Below are 15,733 nucleotides of genomic sequence, written 5' to 3' on the forward strand. Positions count from 1 at the left end.
ATACATAAGTGAACCAACAGGTAACCGATTACATTGAAAAGGCCGGAGAGCAGAAAGAGATTATGCAGGCAATCCGCCAACTGATACACGAAACCGTGCCCCATGCCACGGAAGAATTTAAGTGGGGCAGGCCTGTATTCCGATCCCAAAAAGACTTTGCCTATCTCAAGTCTGCCAAAGCATACGTGTCGCTAGGATTTTTTGATTATCACAAGCTTAGCGATACGCACAACCTGTTACAAGGTACCGGCAAAGATATGAGGCATGTCAAGCTTAAAAGTATGGCTGATCTTAACAGTCAGTTGCTGCAAGAGTGGTTTAAGGCTGCAACGGTTTAGCCTGGCGGGGTTAATACTTGCCGTTTCGGGCATACCTGCTCGGGACTTTGCTGCTGCGGATTTCCTTATCCGCGCAAATAGTTAACCAATGTGGACTAGCAGGCCAAACGAACGGCGAACGACCGATACATACAAAAGGTCGTTTACCTGTTGGCTATGGCATTTCCAGTGTAAGCAAAACTCCCACCACCCGTACTTCCACAAGTAACAAACCCCTATCTTTGCAGTAGCAAAAAGTACAAGCTATGATCGACGAGACACACAACCCCTGGACTACCCTGTCCAGTAAGCCTATTTACCAGAATCCCTGGATCAAAGTGCGCGAAGACCAGGTGCTGAACCCAAACGGCGGTGAAGGCATCTACGGCGTGGTCAGCATGAAGAACAAAGCCATCGGTATCATCCCTATCGATAGCGAAGGCTATACGTACCTGATCGGCCAGTACCGCTACCCGCTTAATGAGTACAGCTGGGAAATACCCATGGGCGGCGGCCTCATAGAAAACGACATCCTGGAGTCAGCGAAGCGCGAGCTGCAGGAGGAGACAGGCTTCACTGCCGCCCGTTGGACCAATATCTGCCGCCTGCACACCTCCAATTCCGTAACCGACGAAGAAGGATTTGTTTTTCTGGCAGAGGAACTAACCGCCGGCGAAACTGCTTTTGAAGAGACAGAGCAGCTGCACATTAAGAAGGTGCCTTTCAAGGAGGCCGTGCGTATGGCCATGAACAACGAGATCACTGACGCCATCAGCGTGGCCGGCATCCTGAAGGCCGCTTTTCTGTTGCAGGAGCAGGGGAGGCTGTAGGTTAAAGTATAAAGCCCGGTCTGGCAGCAGCTTTTAAGGGTATGGAGTGTCAGCTCTCCTGTCATTCTGTGAAGAATCTTGGTAGAAGGGAGGTTAAGCAAATGCTACTGGCCCGCAAGATCCTTTCAGGATGACAAAAAGATATAATTTAAATTCCCCTCCTTGGAGGGGTAGGGGTGGGTTTACAGCAATAAAGCTCAACTAAAGTATTAAGTATAAAAGCTTGATATTTCTGCGTTATACTGGCAGCCAAGGCAATGGCAAACTAAGGGATTATACTTACATTTGGGTACATGAAGGCCATTAAATACATATCACAGCGGATTTATACTACCTGGTGCGTAACCTGGTTTGTGCTCCCTTTTGTGTTTACGTATCCGCTACAGGCCGTGCTGATGCGCCGTGTGCAGTGGTACAGGCAGTTGCATGGCATCAACCGGTTCTGGTCTTCTACCTCACTGCGCATGTTCCTGACGCCGCTGCAGGTGGAGTGGCGCATGAAGTTAGACGCAAAGCAGCGCTATATTTTCACCCCTAACCACAGCTCTTACCTCGACATTCCGGTGATGCTGCATACCATCCCCGGATTTCTTAACTTTGTGGGCAAGGCCGACCTGTGCAAGGTGCCACTGTGGGGCAAAGTATACGAGAAGCTTTACATCTCCGTAGACCGTAAAAGCGCCATCAGTAGTGCCAAAAGCTATATAAAATCGGCTAAAACGCTGGACGAGGGGCGTAGCCTGGCTATTTTTCCGGAGGGTACTATACCCAAAACCGCCGGAGAGCAGCTGATGGCCTTTAAGGATGGGCCGTTTAAGCTGGCCATAGAGAAGCAGGTGCCGGTGGTGCCGGTAACTATGCCCTACAACCAGCACTTCCTACCCGACCTGGACGGCAAACTGAAAGTGCGCTGGCACCCGCTCAAGATCGTGATCCATGAGCCGATCGAGACGGAGGGGCTAACACTGGCAGATCTGCCACGGCTAAAGGAGCAGGTGTTCAATATTATACAAACAGAAATTACGAAACATACCAAAGTACATGTCAACAGATATTCAGACTATCCGCAAGATAGCGCACTTAGCAAGGCTGGAGTTTAACGAGGAGAAGGAGCAGGAGGTACTGCAGGACCTGAACAAGATCCTGAACTGGGTAGACCAGCTGCGCCAGCTCGACACAGAGCACGTGGCCCCGCTTATTCATATGTCGGAGGAGGTGAACGTGCTGCGCGAGGATGAGGCACGCAACACCATCTCTCATGAGCAGGCATTGCGGAACGCACCTAAAAAAGACTCCGATTATTTCCGGGTGCCAAAAGTACTGGAATAAATCGCAGGGGTAACCTATGAGTAAGATTAAGTTTTGGCAAGGATGGGATACGCACACCAGGTATCCCTATCTTTTTTTACTGCTGCTGGGCCTGCTGGCGCTGCTGCTGGGGGTATACTATTACTTCTCGGGCGAGGCCACAACCTTTGCCTGGGATAAGATAACCGACCTGCAGGTGGTGCCCGTGCCGGTAAACGAGGTGGAGGGGCTACTGGAGCGCTTCACCCTGTCGGCCGACGGCTACCTGCTGTTTGAGCAGTATGATGTGGCCTTGCCACACATAAACACGGTGGCGGCATCCTTGCTGCTGGCTATACTGGCTGTTTGCATGGCCTTTTACACGGCCGCCATCAGCACCATGCGGCAGCTGCCATACTTTGGGGGCGTGCTGCTGCTCATGCTGTTCCTGGCCACTTTCAATTTCGACCTGCTGGATATTTTCGGAGGGGCGGGGCAAACGATGTTGCTGGTCAGTATCGTGATGTTTGCACTCGGCAGCTACGCTTTTCAGGCCTTTTCCCCGAATACCGGCTTTGGCCTGCGGGTGGTGGCCATGCTGGGCGTGGTGGCGGTACTGGGCCTACTAATTTATACGGAGGCAGATTTTACCCCGGAACTGATAACCCTGCACCTGGTCAGCTATAGCTCGCTGGGGCTGATGGCAGCAGCCGTGCTGTTTATGCTGTGGGTGAGTTACGAGAACGTAAATGCCCTGCTTTGGATAAACACGCAGGCCAAGACACCGGAGCGCCGCTTCAGCATGTGGCATTTCCTGCTCATCAGTATTTTATACTTGCTCAGCCTGCTGCTGATGTACCTGCGCCATGTGGGCTATATCAGCGCCGAAATCCTCCCTCTTAACGCTTACCTGATCCTGTTACTATCCACGGTAGCCGGTTTCTGGGGCATGCGCCAGCGCCAGGCCTACTACGGTAAGCTTTTCCCGTTCCGGCCTACGGGTGCTGTGCTGTATTTGGTATTTGCCACCATGGCTTTCCTGAGCATGGGCTATGCCTTTGCCACCGCCAACGACTCCCTCACGCTGCTTTACCAGAACCTGATCCTGTACACACACCTGGCCTTTGGTTTCGGGTTCCTGGTGTACGTGATGATCAATTTCGGGCGGTTGCTGGAGCAGCGCCTGCCGGTGTACAAGGTGGTGTATGAGCCAAAGACCTTCTCGCTTTTCTCTTTCTTTGTCATGAGCCTGGTGCTTTGCGTGATACTGGTGATGCGGACGCATTACCGCTCTTATTTCCAGGCGCAGGCCGGCTACTACAGCTACATCGGCGATCTGTACCGCGCTTCCGGCAACGATATTCTGGCAAAGCGCTTTTATGAAGAAAGCCACGTGTATGATAACGGCAACATGAAAGCCAACTACAGCCTGGCGGCCATGTACCGTTTGGAGGATGAGCGCAACCTGGAGATTTTGAGGATAAAAGAGGCGCTGGACCGAAAGCCGAACCCAAAACTGTATGTGCGCCTGGCTAACCTCTACGACGAGAAGCAGTACTTCTTTGAGAAACAGTACGCGCTGCAGCAGGGGGCCGAGCAGTTTCCGGAGAGCGCCGAGATTTACAACAACCTGGCCCTGCTCTATACCCAGACCAGCGTGCAGGATAGTACTGAGTATTACTTTAACCTGGCGCAGGAGTTTGACCGCAACAACGAGGTTGTGCGCAGCAACCGTCTGGCATACTATACCCGTCAGGCTATGCTGGAGCCTGCCAAAATTGAGTTAAGGGAATCTCAGCGGGGCAAGTATAAAACCCTGCGCAGCAACCAGGCTGTGCTGCGCCAGTTGCTAGGTATGGACCCACAGGATAAAGAAGCCTTTATGCCGGACTCCCTGGAGCAGGTGGAGGACTTTACCCTGTTCTACAACCAAACGATCAGCAGCCTGAGCAAAGGCGATACATCCCGCCTGAAATCCATCAACAGCTACCTGAATGCACAAGGTAACCAGATCTTCTTTAGTGATCTGCTCTATCTGAAAGGGCTGGTGCACCACTATAACGGCCTACCACGCGAGGGGAGGCGTTTAGTGGAGAACCTGGCCCTGCAAATGGAAAACCAGAGTGGGTACTTCTACAATACACTGGGGCTTTGGATGCTGGAGGAAAAGAATAACCGTGCTGCCGCCTCCTACTTTAAACAGGCAAAAGACCGGGGCTATGCACAGGCATACCTCTCGCACGGTTATGCACTGGCCATGGCCCACCAGCCGGAGGCGGCTGTGGCAGCCCTGGAAGAGGTAGCTTATACTGAAAACGAGGCAGCCATATCTGTGGCGCAGGAGCTGGCCACCTTGCTACGGCAGGATGTGCAAACGGTGCTGGCAGAAGGCTCCGACAAACAAAAGCTACAGTACCTGCTCGCCTTCCAACCTACCCTGACACAGGAACAGGTAAACGCGTTGGTAAACGCAATTCAGGAAAAAGAACTGAAGCGCCACGCCATGGTAACCCGTGTGGAGTACCTGCTGGGCAGGCAGCGCTGGAAAGCAGCCTACGACGCCATGCAGGAAGCCAGCGCCATACAACGCCCGGAAGGAGAGCTGCGCTCTGCCCTGAACCTGCTACAACTGAAGCTGTGGCTCTATACCGAGAAGTATGACGTGCTGCTGAACAAGATGGACCGCCTCTACCTGACGGAGCGCGACAAACGCATGGCCCTCTACTTTAAGGCGCGTGTGGCCGAAGCAAGGGGACGTTCCGAGGAGGCTGCGGCCCGTTACGAGCAGGCCGTTAAAATGCTGACTTACGATGAGGAGACCCTGCTGGCTGCCGCTGATTTCTTCAGAAAGTATAAACCAGGCGATGAGAAAGCTTACAATATTCTGCTGAGCGGTATTACCTATAATCCATTCTCCGCCAGGTTGTATAAAGCCTATGCGCTGGAAAGCCTGGAGCAGGGTTTATACTCTTATGCTAATCAGGCTTCCGAAACGCTGCAGGATTTGCTTCCTCCCTCAGAATATGCTACATTTATAGAGAAATTAGAACAAAAGCGCCAGGAAGTGGAGGCCCGTGCCGAAAACTGGCAACTATGATAAAAGCCGTATGAGCACCATCATCGAAACCCACGACATCTCTAAAGTATACCGCATGGGTACTGAGACTATCAATGCCCTTAAGTCAGTGTCAATCAACATAAATAAAGGAGAGTACGTGGCCTTTATGGGGCCGTCCGGCTCAGGCAAATCCACGTTCATGAACATCATTGGCTGCCTCGATACGCCAACCGGAGGCACCTACATCCTGAACGGGCAGGACGTGAGCAACATGTCGGATAACGAGCTGGCAGAGGTGCGTAACAAAGAGATCGGTTTCGTTTTCCAGACCTTTAACCTGCTGCCGCGCCAGACCTCGTTGGAGAACGTGGCCCTGCCGCTGATCTATGCGGGCTACAACAAAAGCCAGCGGGAGGAGAAAGCGCAGCGGGCGCTGGAGAGCGTAGGCCTGGGTACGCGTGGCAAGCATAAGCCAAACGAGCTGTCAGGCGGGCAGCGGCAGCGTGTGGCCATTGCACGCGCCCTCATCAACGATCCCAGCATCATACTTGCCGACGAACCTACGGGTAACCTGGACTCAAAGACTTCTTATGAAATTATGGAGTTGTTTGAGAACCTGCACTCCAAGGGTAACACCATCATAATGGTAACCCACGAGGAGGACATTGCCAAGTATGCGCACCGCATCGTGCGTCTCCGCGACGGGCTGGTGGAATCGGATACCTTAAACCCAGATATAACCACAGCTGCCGGAATGCAGGCAGCACAGCACTAAATGAAAATATACACCAAAACAGGCGATAAAGGAACCACCGCACTGATTGGTGGCACCAGAGTATCCAAATCAGATTTACGCATTGAAGTTTACGGCACCGTAGACGAGCTTAACTCCTATATCGGGCTGGTGCGCGACCAGGAAGTGAATAAAAACCGGCTCGATATCCTGAAAGAAGTACAGGACCGGCTGTTTACAATCGGTTCCACGCTGGCCACCGATCCGGACAAGAACTCAAAAATGGCCACCCCGGACCTGCACGAAGAGGACATCACGCTGCTGGAGCAGGAGATTGATAAGTATACTTCTGAAGTGCCGCCGCTGCGTGCGTTTATACTGCCAGGCGGGCATCAGTCCGTTTCTTTCTGCCACGTGGCCCGCTGCGTATGCCGCCGCGCAGAGCGCCTGGCTATCCGGCTGCAGGAGGTGTCGGTGGTGGATGATCTGGTAATTAAGTACTTAAACCGGCTCTCCGATTACCTCTTTGCCTTGTGCCGCGTAATGACACAAGAGCTGGGGGTAGAGGAAGTAACCTGGAAACCTAGAATGTAGCAACCCATACCATACAACCTTAAAGGAATTTTAAAAACATACTTAACTATGTCCTTAGATATGCTAACCATACCGGCACAGTGCGTGGCAGAGTCGCGCATTGCTGAGCTGGACTACAACAACATTGAGTTCGGGAAGATCTTTGCAGACCACATGCTGGTGGCAGATTACAAAGACAGCGCCTGGCAAATCCCGCAGATTCTGCCTTATGGCAACATGTCGTTGAGCCCGGCAACCTCGGCTATACATTACGGGCAGTCCATTTTCGAGGGTATGAAAGCCTACAAAGATGCCAACGGAGACATTCTGCTGTTCCGCCCACTGGATAACTTCAGGCGCCTGAACAAGTCTGCCGAGCGCATGTGCATGCCAGCCATCACGGAGGATATTTTTATGCAGGGGCTGGAGCAATTGCTGCGCCTGGATGCTGCCTGGGTGCCACCTACCCCCGGTTGCGCTCTGTACATCCGCCCGTTCATGTTCGCTACCGATGAGTTTATTGGCGTGCGGCCTTCATCTAACTACCGTTTCGCTGTTTTCACCTGCCCGGTGGGTGCTTATTATGGGCAAGCGCTGAAAGTGGCTATTGAGCCACATTATGTACGATCTGCCGAAGGCGGCGCCGGTTTTGCCAAGGCAGCCGGAAACTATGGCGCAGCACTGCTGCCCGCAAAAGCGATGCAGGAGCGCGGCTATCACCAGCTGATCTGGACTGATGCCAGGGAACATAAGTATATCGAAGAATCTGGCACCATGAACCTGATGTTTGTGCTGGATGGCAAACTCATAACACCGCCTGTAAGTACCACCATACTTGCCGGCATCACCAGAGACAGTGTATTGCAGTTGGCTCAAGGCCTTGGGTATACTGTGGAGGAACGCAAAGTATCGGTAGATGAACTGGTAGAAGCATACAAGGCAGGCATGCTGCAGGAGGCCTTCGGAACAGGCACGGCGGCCACCATTGCTCAGATCGCCACCATCCATTACGATGGACTGGACATGGACCTGCCAGCAGTGGAAGGCCGGGAGATTTCGAACCGTATCTCCACCGAGCTGGATAAGATCAAAACAGGAGAAGCACCGGACCTCTACAACTGGGTTCACAGAATCAGCCTGTAACATATAACGTATAAAGTACAAAATGCTGAAGTATAGCAATGGTTTATACTTCAGCATTTTCTTGTTTAAAAGAAAGTATAACCACAACACGCTAATGACAACTGAGCAAGTAAAAGAGTTGAAGGCCAGAGTAGAGGCCTTGAGGAGGTACCTTTGACTACGATGCCAAGAAAGAGCAGGTAAAGGAGACCGAGATACAAACCACCGCGCCCAACTTCTGGGATGACCCCAAAGAGGCGGAGAAGGTGCTGAAAGAAATTAAATCCGTAAAAGTATGGACTGACCACTACGATGAAGTAGAGAAGGCGGTGTCAGACTTTGAGGTGCTGTTTGAGTTTTACAAAGAGGGTGAGGTATCTGAGGAAGACATTCAGCAAGAGTATAAAAAAGCTGGCGAGGCCGTCGAAGGGCTGGAGTTCAAGCGCATGCTGAGCGGCGAGGAAGACCAGTTGAGCGCCATCCTGGAGATAAACCCGGGCGCAGGCGGTACCGAAAGCCAGGACTGGGCCGAGATGCTCATGCGAATGTACATCATGTGGGCCGAGTCGCATGGGTTTGGCGTGAAGCAGATAAACTACAACGCAGGCGATGGGGCGGGTATAAAATCGGCCACGCTGGAGATTACCGGGGACTTTGCCTACGGCTACCTAAAGTCTGAGATAGGGGTGCACCGCCTAGTGCGTATCTCACCTTTCGATTCCGGCGGTCGTCGCCATACTTCGTTTGCCTCTGTATTTGCCTATCCGGTAGTCGATGATACCATCAACATCGAGGTGAACATGGCCGACATTGATTGGGATACCTTCCGGTCAGGTGGTGCCGGCGGGCAGAACGTGAACAAAGTAGAGACAGCCGTACGCCTGAAGCACAAGCCTACCGGCATAGTCATCGAGTGCCAGATCGAGCGCTCGCAGCTTATGAACAAGGAGCACGCCATTCGCATGCTCAAGTCCAGGCTATACCAGATAGAGATGGAGAAGCGTAACGCAGAACGGGACCGCATCGAGAGTACCAAGAAGCGGATCGACTTCGGTTCACAGATCCGGAACTACGTGCTTCATCCCTACAAACTCGTGAAAGACGTACGCACAGGTGTAGAGCGCACCGACGTGCAAAACGTGCTCGACGGGGATCTGGATGAGTACATTAAAGCATTTTTGATGCAGGCGTAAGTATAAACTTGAAAATACCTTTTAAAGGCGTCCTGACAGGGCGCCTTTATTTTTGATACACCAGCTTTAAACTATTAAAGAAAGGTGGTTGATGTAAATGGTTGTTAGAACACTGATATAAAATTGATTGTAGAAAAACCTTATTAATAAGCTAAAAACGCACTTTTAGGGCTTTGCAATCGGAAATACTTGAGCTGTGGATCGGTGTTAAATCCGGAAGAGTCTTATTTATAGTGTTTTAACATTGAATAAAGAATATTTTATGTCTATTGTTTTTAAAGTTTTTACTGCATATCATTGGGCCTGAATAGATGCCTATCCCTATATTCAGTTGTTTTAGGCCAGCAACTGGGGTAGCATAAGCAGTATTCATTTCATAGGTATTGATAGCTTTTTACAAAAGGCTGCATACTTCGCCAAACTCTAAACCTTTTCTGGTAAAGTGCCCCAAGGCTGTTTTGCAAAAACAGCCCTGATACAGGTACTACTATTTTAAATTTCATAGTGATATGAGCATGGCGTAGCTATGTCCATATTTTAAGTAAATGCTAAATTTTAAAACCAACCAATTCTAATCACCTTAATTCAAACAACAAATGAGAAAACTATTACTGATGAGTTTTGTAATGGTGCTGGCCCTGCTACAGCAGGCCTATGCCCAGAACAGAACTGTGTCTGGTACGGTTACCGACCAAGGCACATCACAAGGGCTGCCGGGGGTTGCAGTAATTGTGAAGGGTACTACAGTGGGCACAACCACTGGTGCTGACGGAACTTACTCCATTAACGTGCCGGCAGACGGCAACACGTTGGTATTCCGTTTTATTGGCTACCAGACTTTAGAAAAAGCAATTGGTAACGCTACTACCATTAATGCTTCTATGGCTACTGACCAGAAACTTCTGGATGAGGTAGTGGTGGTAGGATACGGTACGCAGCAGAAAAAAGACGTTACCAGCTCTATTGCTTCTGTAAAGGGATCGGATCTGGCTAACCTAGCTACTCCATCTTTCGATCAGCAGCTGGCTGGCCGTGCTTCTGGTGTACAGATCACGCAGCCTTCAGGTATCCTGGGTGCTCCTCCAAAGATTAACATCCGTGGTGTTAACTCCATCTCTTCTAGCACACAGCCACTTATCGTAATCGACGGTGTGCCTGCTGCTGCTTCCGGAAACGTGGGTGGCTTTACGCCTGCCAACGCATTGGCCGACATCAACCCGAACGACATCGAGTCTTTCGAAATCCTGAAGGATGGTGCTGCCACGGCGGTTTACGGTTCTCGTGCTGCTAACGGTGTAATCCTGATCACTACAAAGAAAGGTAAGTCTGGCCAAGCCAAATTTACTTACGATGGTTGGGCTGGTACTGCCAAGGCTATCGAACTGCATGACCTGCTGAATGCACAGCAGTTCGTTGACATCACAAATGAGAAATACAGCAACATTGGCCAGACTTCTCCTGCCGCTATGGGCGAGTGGGACACTGACTGGAACGACGAAGTATTCCGTACAGCTTTCCAGCACAGCCATGCTTTCTCTGCCAGCGGTGGTTCTGAAAAGAACACCTACTACTTCTCTTTAGGCTACTCAAATCAGGAGGGTATCGGCCGTGCTAACAGCCTGGAGCGTTACTCTGTACGTACTAACCTGACTACTAAAGTAACCAAGTTCTTGGACTTTGGCTTGCAGGCTGGTTTAACAAACCAGATCAACCAAGGCCCGCTTACTGGCTCTAACAACCTGTCTGGTAACATTTTTGGTGTTATCCGTATGCACCCTAACGTTCCGGTTTACAACCCTGAGCACCCAACCGGCTACAACATTGACTTTACTGAGCCAAGAGCCCTTGGCCGTGGACCGAACTCTGCTGTAGTTGCCAACGGTATTCCGAACATCCGTTTTGTACTAGACAACAACGTACGTAAGGCTACTTCTTACCGTGGTCTTGGAAACGTGTACTTAGATTTTAAACTGGTTGACAACCTGCGCTTTAAGACTTTGTTGGGTGCTGACCTGTCAATGGTGGACGACTTCCTGTTCAACGACCCACGTCATGGTGACGGACAGGGTTCAGGTGGTGTAGTTTCTCAGGCTTACTCACCGGTTAAAGCCTGGAACTGGCAGAACATTCTGAGCTACAACAAGACTTTGGGCGATGTGCACAACTTCGACGGAACTTTGGTACAGGAATACAACAAATACAGAAGCAGCTTCTTCCAGGCACAAGGCACCGGCCTGTCTGACCGTTTCTTCAACGAGAACCTGGTGAGCGGTGCATTTGCTAACCAGTTTGCTTCAGGTGGTATTGGTGAGAATGGCCTTTCTTCTTATCTGGCTCGCTTTAACTATAACTTTGCGAGCAAGTACTACTTCGGTGTGTCTATGCGTGCTGACGGTCTTTCCAAGCTTTCTCCTGACAACAAATGGGGTTACTTCCCTGGCGTTTCCGCTGCCTATAGAATCTCTGAGGAAGAATTCTTCAAGAACTCTTCTGCACTTAGCTTCATCTCTGACCTGAGGCTGCGTGGTAGCTACGCTGAGGTAGGTAACATCAATATCCCTGGTGGTAACTATCCTTACCTGGGCTCATTCAGTGCTGCACAGTATGGCTCTATGAACGGTATTGCCTTCAGCAACACTGGTAACCCAGACCTGAGATGGGAAGCTCAGAAAATCACTGACGTAGGTATGGACTTGGGCCTGTTTGATGGCCGTCTGAACCTGGAGCTTGCTTACTGGGTTAAAGACAACTCTGACATCGTTCTTGCAGCACCAACCCCTCCATCACTGGGTGTACCTGGTAACTCTATTATCAGAAACATTGGTCGTGTAGTTAACAATGGTATCGAGTTCGCTATCTCTGGCAATGTGATCGACAAGTCTAACTTTACCTGGAACTCTAACTTCAACTTCTCTACTCAGAATAACGAAGTGAAGGAACTGGTGGCTGGCAACGACATTGTGTACGACTACACTATCCACCGCGAGGGTGAGTCTATCAACTCTATCTATGGCTACCAGTACGAAGGTGTGAACCAGGTTAACGGTAACCCGATCTATCGCAAGGCTGATGGTACCTTTGTACAAGGTAACATCTCTGGTAACGGAGGCTCTGCTGGTGTATACTATGTGTATGACCCTGCTAACCCAACTGTACTTGGTGCGCGCTCATCACTGTCTGCTGCTGACAAAGCTATCCTGGGCACCACACTGCCTAAGTGGTTCGGTGGTTTCGACAACAACTTTAAGTATGGCAACTTCGATGCGAACATCTTTGTGCGCTTCTCTGGTGGCAACAAGATCATGAACCGTACGCGTCAGGACCTGTTAACAATGGCCTTCGAGAACAACGGTACTGAGATCCTGAACAGATGGCAGAGCCCAGAGAAGCCAGGTGATGGCCAAACGCCTAAGCTGGCTGCCGGTGCAGGTTACAGCAACTTCATCAACACTAACGGCGAAGCATCTTCTCGTTTCGTGGAGAGCGGCGACTTCCTGAAAGTAAGTAACCTGGCTCTTGGTTATACCCTTCCAAAGTCTATTACTGAGCGTGCCAGCATTGAGCGTCTGAGAATCTATGCACAGCTGCAGAATGCCTTTGTATTCACTGATTACTCTGGCCTTGACCCTGAAACTTATACTAACCTTAACAACGGCAACCTGGGTGTTGACTGGAACGGACAGCCTCAGCAGCGTGTGTTCACTGTTGGTTTAAACCTTGGTTTCTAATTTTTTAATTTTCCTACAATGAAAAATAGATCATTCATAAAAAATAAACTGAAGTTAGCTCTTCTTGCCCCGGCGGTTTGCTTTTCGCTGATGCTGACTTCCTGTGATAAAGAGGTAACAGAGCTTGCCCCTTATGACCGCCTTACCGAAGAAAGTGCTTTTACAACGCCTGAGCGTGTAGAGCTTGCTGTGGCTGGTGTATACGATGCTGCTCAAAGCGGTTTCTATGCCGGTGGTGCTGTACGTGGCTATCCGTTTGGTGCCGCGCACGTGGAGCAGGGCGATAACCGTGGTGAGGATATGCTGAACCTGGAGGCTTTCTATGCCATTACTTACGGATCAACGTACAATGCTGCTTCTGCTAACAACGTGTATCACTTCGAAACACTGTATGCTGTAATTAACAAGGCAAACATCGTGATTGAAGGCGTTGAGAAGGCGGTTGCGGATGGCCTGATCACGGCTGAGGTAGGTAATGCTTACATCGGCGAGGCCCGTTTTCTGCGTGCCCTGTCTCATCACGAGCTTCTGGTGCACTTCGCACGCCCTTATAACCACACGCCGGATGCCTCGCACCTGGGCGTGCCTTACAGAACACTTCCAGTTAACACACCTGCTCGCGTAGAAGAAGCTGCTCAGCAGGGTAGAGACTCTGTAAGAGATGGTTATGCCAAGCTGTTGGAGGACCTTAACTACGCTGAGGCTAACCTGCCTGAGACGCGTTCTAAGCAAATATCAAGAGCTACGAAGGGTGCTGCCATCGCCTTGAAGACAAGAGTGAAGCTGCACATGCGTGACTGGGCCGGTGTGATTGAAGAAGGAAACAAACTGGTGCCTGCTTCTGGTCCATTCGAAAGCGCAGTAGGCGGTTACGAGCTAACTGCTTCGCCTGATGAGCCATTTGCTAACAACGGTGCGAACTCAGAGTCTGTCTTCTCTTTTGAGAATAGTGCAAATGACAACGCCAGCGTGAACGGCTCTCTTGGTCAGATGTATAACGTGGCAGGTGGTCGTGGCCTTGTTTCTATCAGCCCGATTATCTGGAACGCGGAATTTTGGCCAGAAGATGATGCCCGTCGCGATATTACGAAAAGTACTGCCCGAGCAATCTATACTTACAAGTACAGAGATGCCCAGACGCAGTCAGACTGGTCTCCGATCATGCGCTATGCCGAAGTACTGCTGAACGTGGCAGAGGCTGAGGCAAGAGCCGGAGATAGCGCCAGAGCGCTTGAGCTTCTTAATGCTGTACGTGGCAGATCCACAGATGAGGTGTATGCTGACCTTGCAGGAGATGCTTTAATTCAGGCGATTGTGAACGAGCGCCGTATTGAGTTCCTGGGAGAAGGTCTGCGTTGGAAAGATATCCACCGTCTGGCTAAAGAAGGTAAGTATGGCCCTGCCGGTATACCTGCCAAAGTTGCATCTGCTAACCTGAAGCGTGACGATTTTGTTGCTGCCAGCGGCTCTGTTAGAGATGCGGCAATTGCAATTCCGTTCATCCCTTACGATGACTTCCGCTTTATCTGGCCACTTCCAATCTCTGAGATTAACGCTAACCCAGTGCTAGCTGCCCAGCAAAACCCTGGATACTAATTTTAATTTGAGCTAAATTTTAAAAGCCTGCCGTCGTTTGACTGGCGGGCTTTTCTTTTTATACTTGCGGTTATACCTTAACTTATGCTATTACCAAACCACAGCGGCTATACTTTAGAGGCTGGCGTAGACGAAGTAGGGCGCGGTTGCCTGGCCGGGCCTGTGGTGGCTGCGGCCGTTATACTTCCGCACGACTACCAGCATCCGCTCCTCAACGACTCCAAAAAACTTACAAAAAGGTTACGTGAGCAACTGCGCGGTGAGATAACCCGCGATGCTGTGGCCTGGGCCATAGGGGAGGCCTCGCCGGAGGAGATCGACAAGGTCAACATACTTAATGCTACTTACCTGGCTATGCACCGGGCACTGGAGGCACTGCGCCAGCAGCCAGAGTATCTGCTGGTGGATGGTAACCGGTTTAAGCCTTACGGGCAGCTGCCTTACAGTTGCATGGTAAAGGGCGATGCAAGATTCCTGTCGATAGCGGCGGCCTCGGTGCTGGCCAAAACCTACCGCGACGAATTAATGTGCCGGCTGGCGGAGGAACATCCATACTTTGGGTGGGAGCAGAACGCTGGCTACCCGACTAAGGCGCATCGCGCCGGTATTTCGAAGTATGGAGTTACACCGTATCACCGACAATCTTTTGCGCTGCTGCCAAAGCAGCTGGAGCTGCTGTAGCCTACTTTAAAGTATATCTTGCGTTATTCAGGCTTTCTAAAAGTATAAGTATAGTGCAGGAGCGTGTGTGGATAAGGCAAAGTATAAGATTCAGATAAATCTGGCCATAACGTATAAAAGCCGCTGTACACTTGTTGTACAGCGGCTTTTATACGTTATGATTGGTGTCTGTCTCCTTACTTTAGCTTGATAAGATCCAGGAAAAGGCTGAAACTATCGAGGGAGGAGTCACTCCGCTCAAAGCTGTCGAAGGACAGGGGCTTAACAATATAGCCGGAAACGTTGAGGCGCTGGGCAGCCATGCGGTCAGACTCCTCATTGGAGGTGGTCATGATGAACACCGGTATATGGCTGAACTCCGGGTCGCGGCGCAGCTCCGTTAAAAACTCTAAGCCATTCATTTTGGGCATGTTGATGTCCAAAAGTATAACGCTCGGGGCGGGGGTGATCTTAGGTGCATCGCTACCACGAAGCATGTTTAAAGCCTCCTTCCCGTTGCGAGCTTCAAAAATCGGGTGGGTAATGCCGATCTTCTTAAGCTCCCGCTCTACATTCATGGTATCCAGATAATCATCCTCTACCAGTAGGATATTTACTACTTCTTGCTCGCTCATT

General features: G+C 50.7%; 13 protein-coding genes. 12 read left to right on the forward strand and 1 reads right to left on the reverse strand.

All coding sequences use genetic code 11. The features are described from left to right. Positions 1-8: 8 nt before the first annotated feature. The 12 genes from OO017_RS02220 to rnhB all read left to right on the forward strand — a co-directional run bounded on the left by OO017_RS02220 (position 9) and on the right by rnhB (position 15,118). Positions 9-338, forward strand: coding sequence for a DUF1801 domain-containing protein (locus tag OO017_RS02220; RefSeq protein WP_266050799.1), 330 nt, complete (start codon positions 9-11; stop codon positions 336-338). 245 nt (positions 339-583) lie between these two features. Then, complete coding sequence (locus OO017_RS02225) at positions 584-1,147, forward strand: NUDIX domain-containing protein (protein WP_266050800.1); 564 nt, start codon at positions 584-586, stop codon at positions 1,145-1,147. 293 nt (positions 1,148-1,440) lie between these two features. Further along, positions 1,441-2,247: a lysophospholipid acyltransferase family protein gene (locus OO017_RS02230; RefSeq protein WP_266050801.1), complete on the forward strand. Its 807-nt coding sequence runs from the start codon at positions 1,441-1,443 to the stop codon at positions 2,245-2,247. Next, on the forward strand, positions 2,189-2,476 hold the full coding sequence (gene gatC, locus OO017_RS02235) for an Asp-tRNA(Asn)/Glu-tRNA(Gln) amidotransferase subunit GatC (protein WP_266050802.1): 288 nt from the start codon (positions 2,189-2,191) through the stop codon (positions 2,474-2,476). The genes OO017_RS02230 and gatC overlap by 59 nt, the downstream gene beginning before the upstream one ends. 16 nt (positions 2,477-2,492) lie before the next feature. Then, complete coding sequence (locus OO017_RS02240) at positions 2,493-5,531, forward strand: tetratricopeptide repeat protein (RefSeq protein ID WP_266050803.1); 3,039 nt, start codon at positions 2,493-2,495, stop codon at positions 5,529-5,531. A gap of 10 nt (positions 5,532-5,541) precedes the next feature. Beyond that, positions 5,542-6,267 carry an ABC transporter ATP-binding protein gene (locus OO017_RS02245; protein WP_304608401.1) on the forward strand — a complete coding sequence of 242 codons (726 nt, stop codon included), beginning with the start codon at positions 5,542-5,544 and terminating at the stop codon, positions 6,265-6,267. Then, positions 6,268-6,819 (forward strand): cob(I)yrinic acid a,c-diamide adenosyltransferase, encoded by a 552-nt coding sequence (locus OO017_RS02250; RefSeq protein WP_266050804.1) that lies wholly within the window; start codon positions 6,268-6,270, stop codon positions 6,817-6,819. A 48-nt stretch (positions 6,820-6,867) separates the two neighbouring features. Next, positions 6,868-7,941, forward strand: coding sequence for a branched-chain amino acid aminotransferase (locus tag OO017_RS02255; RefSeq protein WP_266050805.1), 1,074 nt, complete (start codon positions 6,868-6,870; stop codon positions 7,939-7,941). A gap of 94 nt (positions 7,942-8,035) precedes the next feature. Then, positions 8,036-9,113 (forward strand): peptide chain release factor 2 gene (prfB, locus tag OO017_RS02260; RefSeq protein WP_266051026.1). Its coding sequence is split into 2 segments (ribosomal slippage): positions 8,036-8,095 and positions 8,097-9,113, totalling 1,077 coding nucleotides; the frame shifts between segments, so codons are not numbered across the junction. Between the two features lie 596 nt (positions 9,114-9,709). Beyond that, complete coding sequence (locus OO017_RS02265; protein ID WP_266050806.1) at positions 9,710-12,841, forward strand: SusC/RagA family TonB-linked outer membrane protein; 3,132 nt, start codon at positions 9,710-9,712, stop codon at positions 12,839-12,841. 18 nt (positions 12,842-12,859) lie between these two features. Then, positions 12,860-14,437, forward strand: coding sequence for a RagB/SusD family nutrient uptake outer membrane protein (locus tag OO017_RS02270; protein ID WP_266050807.1), 1,578 nt, complete (start codon positions 12,860-12,862; stop codon positions 14,435-14,437). Positions 14,438-14,521: 84 nt separating this feature from the next. Then, the gene (gene rnhB, locus OO017_RS02275; RefSeq protein ID WP_266050808.1) at positions 14,522-15,118 is read left to right on the forward strand and encodes a ribonuclease HII; all 597 of its coding nucleotides are present in this window, start codon (positions 14,522-14,524) and stop codon (positions 15,116-15,118) included. Positions 15,119-15,294: 176 nt separating this feature from the next. Here rnhB and OO017_RS02280 read toward each other — a convergent pair whose 3' ends face one another. Continuing rightward, a complete protein-coding gene (locus OO017_RS02280; protein ID WP_266050809.1) occupies positions 15,295-15,732 on the reverse strand; it encodes a response regulator in 438 nt (145 codons plus the stop codon). Position 15,733: the final 1 nt, after the last annotated feature.

Origin of the sequence: Pontibacter anaerobius, assembly GCF_026241195.1 — a bacterium.
In the GTDB taxonomy this organism is placed as follows: Bacteria; Bacteroidota; Bacteroidia; order Cytophagales; family Hymenobacteraceae; genus Pontibacter; species Pontibacter anaerobius.

Excerpts from the sequence above, each read along its gene's own strand:
- gatC (WP_266050802.1), top strand. The coding sequence starts at position 2,189 with ATGTCAACAGATATTCAGACTATCCGCAAGATAGCGCACTTAGCAAGG.
- OO017_RS02255 (WP_266050805.1), top strand. The coding sequence starts at position 6,868 with ATGTCCTTAGATATGCTAACCATACCGGCACAGTGCGTGGCAGAGTCG.
- OO017_RS02245 (WP_304608401.1), top strand. The coding sequence starts at position 5,542 with ATGAGCACCATCATCGAAACCCACGACATCTCTAAAGTATACCGCATG.
- OO017_RS02225 (WP_266050800.1), top strand. The coding sequence starts at position 584 with ATGATCGACGAGACACACAACCCCTGGACTACCCTGTCCAGTAAGCCT.
- rnhB (WP_266050808.1), top strand. The coding sequence starts at position 14,522 with ATGCTATTACCAAACCACAGCGGCTATACTTTAGAGGCTGGCGTAGAC.
- OO017_RS02270 (WP_266050807.1), top strand. The coding sequence starts at position 12,860 with ATGAAAAATAGATCATTCATAAAAAATAAACTGAAGTTAGCTCTTCTT.
- OO017_RS02280 (WP_266050809.1), bottom strand. The coding sequence starts at position 15,732 with ATGAGCGAGCAAGAAGTAGTAAATATCCTACTGGTAGAGGATGATTAT.
- OO017_RS02265 (WP_266050806.1), top strand. The coding sequence starts at position 9,710 with ATGAGAAAACTATTACTGATGAGTTTTGTAATGGTGCTGGCCCTGCTA.
- OO017_RS02230 (WP_266050801.1), top strand. The coding sequence starts at position 1,441 with ATGAAGGCCATTAAATACATATCACAGCGGATTTATACTACCTGGTGC.
- OO017_RS02240 (WP_266050803.1), top strand. The coding sequence starts at position 2,493 with ATGAGTAAGATTAAGTTTTGGCAAGGATGGGATACGCACACCAGGTAT.
- OO017_RS02250 (WP_266050804.1), top strand. The coding sequence starts at position 6,268 with ATGAAAATATACACCAAAACAGGCGATAAAGGAACCACCGCACTGATT.